Origin of the sequence: Pseudomonas sp. NFXW11, from assembly GCF_049887815.1 — a bacterium.
GTDB lineage: Bacteria > Pseudomonadota > Gammaproteobacteria > Pseudomonadales > Pseudomonadaceae > Aquipseudomonas.
This window is the reverse complement of the sequence record NZ_JAGEKI010000038.1, coordinates 1-5386: the sequence shown is the minus strand read 5'-3', so window position 1 is coordinate 5386 and position 5386 is coordinate 1. Positions and strand designations below refer to the sequence as shown.

Sequence of the window (5386 nt, the reverse complement as noted above, 5' to 3'; positions counted from 1 at the left end):
ACCAACCGCTCTTTAACAACTGAATCAAGCAATTCGTGTGGGTGCTTGTGTAGTCAGACTGATAGTCAGAAAGATTATCAGCATCACGAGTGACTCATGCGAGAAATCACATAGTCATTTGAGATTGCTGAGCCAAGTTTAGGGTTTCTTAAAAACCCAAGCAGTATTGAACTGAAGAGTTTGATCATGGCTCAGATTGAACGCTGGCGGCAGGCCTAACACATGCAAGTCGAGCGGCAGCACGGGTACTTGTACCTGGTGGCGAGCGGCGGACGGGTGAGTAATGCCTAGGAATCTGCCTAGTAGTGGGGGATAACGTCCGGAAACGGGCGCTAATACCGCATACGTCCTACGGGAGAAAGTGGGGGATCTTCGGACCTCACGCTATTAGATGAGCCTAGGTCGGATTAGCTAGTTGGTGAGGTAATGGCTCACCAAGGCGACGATCCGTAACTGGTCTGAGAGGATGATCAGTCACACTGGAACTGAGACACGGTCCAGACTCCTACGGGAGGCAGCAGTGGGGAATATTGGACAATGGGCGAAAGCCTGATCCAGCCATGCCGCGTGTGTGAAGAAGGTCTTCGGATTGTAAAGCACTTTAAGTTGGGAGGAAGGGCAGTTACCTAATACGTGATTGTTTTGACGTTACCGACAGAATAAGCACCGGCTAACTCTGTGCCAGCAGCCGCGGTAATACAGAGGGTGCAAGCGTTAATCGGAATTACTGGGCGTAAAGCGCGCGTAGGTGGTTTGTTAAGTTGGATGTGAAAGCCCCGGGCTCAACCTGGGAACTGCATCCAAAACTGGCAAGCTAGAGTATGGTAGAGGGTGGTGGAATTTCCTGTGTAGCGGTGAAATGCGTAGATATAGGAAGGAACACCAGTGGCGAAGGCGACCACCTGGACTGATACTGACACTGAGGTGCGAAAGCGTGGGGAGCAAACAGGATTAGATACCCTGGTAGTCCACGCCGTAAACGATGTCAACTAGCCGTTGGGAGCCTTGAGCTCTTAGTGGCGCAGCTAACGCATTAAGTTGACCGCCTGGGGAGTACGGCCGCAAGGTTAAAACTCAAATGAATTGACGGGGGCCCGCACAAGCGGTGGAGCATGTGGTTTAATTCGAAGCAACGCGAAGAACCTTACCAGGCCTTGACATCCAATGAACTTTCCAGAGATGGATTGGTGCCTTCGGGAACATTGAGACAGGTGCTGCATGGCTGTCGTCAGCTCGTGTCGTGAGATGTTGGGTTAAGTCCCGTAACGAGCGCAACCCTTGTCCTTAGTTACCAGCACGTTATGGTGGGCACTCTAAGGAGACTGCCGGTGACAAACCGGAGGAAGGTGGGGATGACGTCAAGTCATCATGGCCCTTACGGCCTGGGCTACACACGTGCTACAATGGTCGGTACAGAGGGTTGCCAAGCCGCGAGGTGGAGCTAATCCCACAAAACCGATCGTAGTCCGGATCGCAGTCTGCAACTCGACTGCGTGAAGTCGGAATCGCTAGTAATCGCGAATCAGAATGTCGCGGTGAATACGTTCCCGGGCCTTGTACACACCGCCCGTCACACCATGGGAGTGGGTTGCACCAGAAGTAGCTAGTCTAACCTTCGGGAGGACGGTTACCACGGTGTGATTCATGACTGGGGTGAAGTCGTAACAAGGTAGCCGTAGGGGAACCTGCGGCTGGATCACCTCCTTAATCGACGACATCAGCTGCTTCATAAGCTCCCACACGAATTGCTTGATTCATTGAAGAAGACGATAGAAGCAGCTTTAAGCTCCAAGCTGATAGCTCCAAGCTAACAGTTACAAGCTCGAAATTGGGTCTGTAGCTCAGTTGGTTAGAGCGCACCCCTGATAAGGGTGAGGTCGGCAGTTCGAATCTGCCCAGACCCACCAATTTTGTTATGGGGCCATAGCTCAGCTGGGAGAGCGCCTGCCTTGCACGCAGGAGGTCAGCGGTTCGATCCCGCTTGGCTCCACCATAAACTGCTTCTGAAAGCTTAGAAATGAGCATTCACCTTGAATGTTGATTTCTAGTCTTTTGATTAGATCGTTCTTTAAAAATTTGGGTATGTGATAGAAAGATAGACTGAACGTTACTTTCACTGGTAACGGATCAGGCTAAGGTAAAATTTGTGTAATGCAAATTTTCGGCGAATGTCGTCTTCATAGTATAACCAGATTGCTTGGGGTTATATGGTCAAGTGAAGAAGCGCATACGGTGGATGCCTTGGCAGTCAGAGGCGATGAAAGACGTGGTAGCCTGCGATAAGCTTCGGGGAGTCGGCAAACAGACTTTGATCCGGAGATCTCTGAATGGGGGAACCCAGCCATCATAAGATGGTTATCTTGTACTGAATACATAGGTGCAAGAGGCGAACCAGGGGAACTGAAACATCTAAGTACCCTGAGGAAAAGAAATCAACCGAGATTCCCTTAGTAGTGGCGAGCGAACGGGGACTAGCCCTTAAGTGGCTTTGAGATTAGCGGAACGCTCTGGAAAGTGCGGCCATAGTGGGTGATAGCCCTGTACGCGAAAGTCTCTTAGTCATGAAATCGAGTAGGACGGGGCACGAGAAACCTTGTCTGAATATGGGGGGACCATCCTCCAAGGCTAAATACTACTGACTGACCGATAGTGAACTAGTACCGTGAGGGAAAGGCGAAAAGAACCCCGGAGAGGGGAGTGAAATAGATCCTGAAACCGTATGCGTACAAGCAGTGGGAGCCCACTTTGTTGGGTGACTGCGTACCTTTTGTATAATGGGTCAGCGACTTATATTCAGTGGCAAGCTTAACCGAATAGGGGAGGCGTAGCGAAAGCGAGTCTTAATAGGGCGTTTAGTCGCTGGGTATAGACCCGAAACCGGGCGATCTATCCATGGGCAGGTTGAAGGTTAGGTAACACTGACTGGAGGACCGAACCGACTACCGTTGAAAAGTTAGCGGATGACCTGTGGATCGGAGTGAAAGGCTAATCAAGCTCGGAGATAGCTGGTTCTCCTCGAAAGCTATTTAGGTAGCGCCTCATGTATCACTGTAGGGGGTAGAGCACTGTTTCGGCTAGGGGGTCATCCCGACTTACCAAACCGATGCAAACTCCGAATACCTACAAGTGCCGAGCATGGGAGACACACGGCGGGTGCTAACGTCCGTCGTGAAAAGGGAAACAACCCAGACCGTCAGCTAAGGTCCCAAAGTTATGGTTAAGTGGGAAACGATGTGGGAAGGCTTAGACAGCTAGGAGGTTGGCTTAGAAGCAGCCACCCTTTAAAGAAAGCGTAATAGCTCACTAGTCGAGTCGGCCTGCGCGGAAGATGTAACGGGGCTCAAACCATACACCGAAGCTACGGGTATCACGTAAGTGATGCGGTAGAGGAGCGTTCTGTAAGCCTGTGAAGGTGAGTTGAGAAGCTTGCTGGAGGTATCAGAAGTGCGAATGCTGACATGAGTAACGACAATGGGTGTGAAAAACACCCACGCCGAAAGACCAAGGTTTCCTGCGCAACGTTAATCGACGCAGGGTTAGTCGGTCCCTAAGGCGAGGCTGAAAAGCGTAGTCGATGGAAAACAGGTTAATATTCCTGTACTTCTGGTTATTGCGATGGAGGGACGGAGAAGGCTAGGCCAGCTTGGCGTTGGTTGTCCAAGTTTAAGGTGGTAGGCTGGAATCTTAGGTAAATCCGGGATTCTAAGGCCGAGAGCTGATGACGAGTTACCTTTTAGGTGACGAAGTGGTTGATGCCATGCTTCCAAGAAAAGCTTCTAAGCTTCAGATAACCAGGAACCGTACCCCAAACCGACACAGGTGGTTGGGTAGAGAATACCAAGGCGCTTGAGAGAACTCGGGTGAAGGAACTAGGCAAAATGGCACCGTAACTTCGGGAGAAGGTGCGCCGGTGAGGGTGAAGGACTTGCTCCGTAAGCCCATGCCGGTCGAAGATACCAGGCCGCTGCGACTGTTTATTAAAAACACAGCACTCTGCAAACACGAAAGTGGACGTATAGGGTGTGACGCCTGCCCGGTGCCGGAAGGTTAATTGATGGGGTTAGCTAACGCGAAGCTCTTGATCGAAGCCCCGGTAAACGGCGGCCGTAACTATAACGGTCCTAAGGTAGCGAAATTCCTTGTCGGGTAAGTTCCGACCTGCACGAATGGCGTAACGATGGCGGCGCTGTCTCCACCCGAGACTCAGTGAAATTGAAATCGCTGTGAAGATGCAGTGTATCCGCGGCTAGACGGAAAGACCCCGTGAACCTTTACTATAGCTTTGCACTGGACTTTGAATTTGCTTGTGTAGGATAGGTGGGAGGCTTTGAAGCGTGAACGCCAGTTTGCGTGGAGCCATCCTTGAAATACCACCCTGGCAACTTTGAGGTTCTAACTCAGGTCCGTTATCCGGATCGAGGACAGTGTATGGTGGGTAGTTTGACTGGGGCGGTCTCCTCCTAAAGAGTAACGGAGGAGTACGAAGGTGCGCTCAGACCGGTCGGAAATCGGTCGTAGAGTATAAAGGCAAAAGCGCGCTTGACTGCGAGACAGACACGTCGAGCAGGTACGAAAGTAGGTCTTAGTGATCCGGTGGTTCTGTATGGAAGGGCCATCGCTCAACGGATAAAAGGTACTCCGGGGATAACAGGCTGATACCGCCCAAGAGTTCATATCGACGGCGGTGTTTGGCACCTCGATGTCGGCTCATCACATCCTGGGGCTGAAGCCGGTCCCAAGGGTATGGCTGTTCGCCATTTAAAGTGGTACGCGAGCTGGGTTTAGAACGTCGTGAGACAGTTCGGTCCCTATCTGCCGTGGACGTTTGAGATTTGAGAGGGGCTGCTCCTAGTACGAGAGGACCGGAGTGGACGAACCTCTGGTGTTCCGGTTGTCACGCCAGTGGCATTGCCGGGTAGCTATGTTCGGAAAAGATAACCGCTGAAAGCATCTAAGCGGGAAACTTGCCTCAAGATGAGATCTCACTGGGATCTTGAATCCCCTAAAGGGCCGTCGAAGACTACGACGTTGATAGGTTGGGTGTGTAAGCGCTGTGAGGCGTTGAGCTAACCAATACTAATTGCCCGTGAGGCTTGACCATATAACACCCAAGCAATTTGCTTAAGAAGCGAATTGCGGTGTGAAGACGCTACGAACCGAAAGTTTGCGAACACACAAACCTATTACATACCCATTCGCTGGAACGTGCTCCAACAGGACACGAGCTGGCTACCGAATTTCTTGACGACCATAGAGCATTGGAACCACCTGATCCCATCCCGAACTCAGTAGTGAAACGATGCATCGCCGATGGTAGTGTGGGGTTTCCCCATGTGAGAGTAGGTCATCGTCAAGATTAAATTCCGAAACCCCAATTGCGAAAGCA

At 51.3% G+C, this 5386-nt stretch carries 2 tRNA genes and 3 rRNA genes; all 5 read left to right on the top strand.

Annotated features, from left to right (window positions below):
- The first annotated feature begins 168 nt into the window (after nt 1-168).
- The 5 genes from J4P02_RS30345 (at nt 169) to rrf (ending at nt 5356) form a co-directional block, all read left to right on the top strand.
- A 16S ribosomal RNA gene (locus J4P02_RS30345) occupies nt 169-1707 on the top strand.
- Nucleotides 1708-1830: 123 nt separating this feature from the next.
- Nucleotides 1831-1907, top strand: a tRNA-Ile gene (locus J4P02_RS30340).
- 10 nt (nt 1908-1917) lie between these two features.
- Nucleotides 1918-1993, top strand: a tRNA-Ala gene (locus J4P02_RS30335).
- Between the two features lie 216 nt (nt 1994-2209).
- Nucleotides 2210-5101: ribosomal RNA gene (locus J4P02_RS30330) — 23S ribosomal RNA — on the top strand.
- Nucleotides 5102-5240: 139 nt separating this feature from the next.
- Nucleotides 5241-5356: ribosomal RNA gene (gene rrf, locus J4P02_RS30325) — 5S ribosomal RNA — on the top strand.
- The 16S, 23S and 5S rRNA genes sit together here with 2 tRNA genes alongside, the layout of an rRNA operon.
- Nucleotides 5357-5386 lie beyond the last annotated feature (30 nt).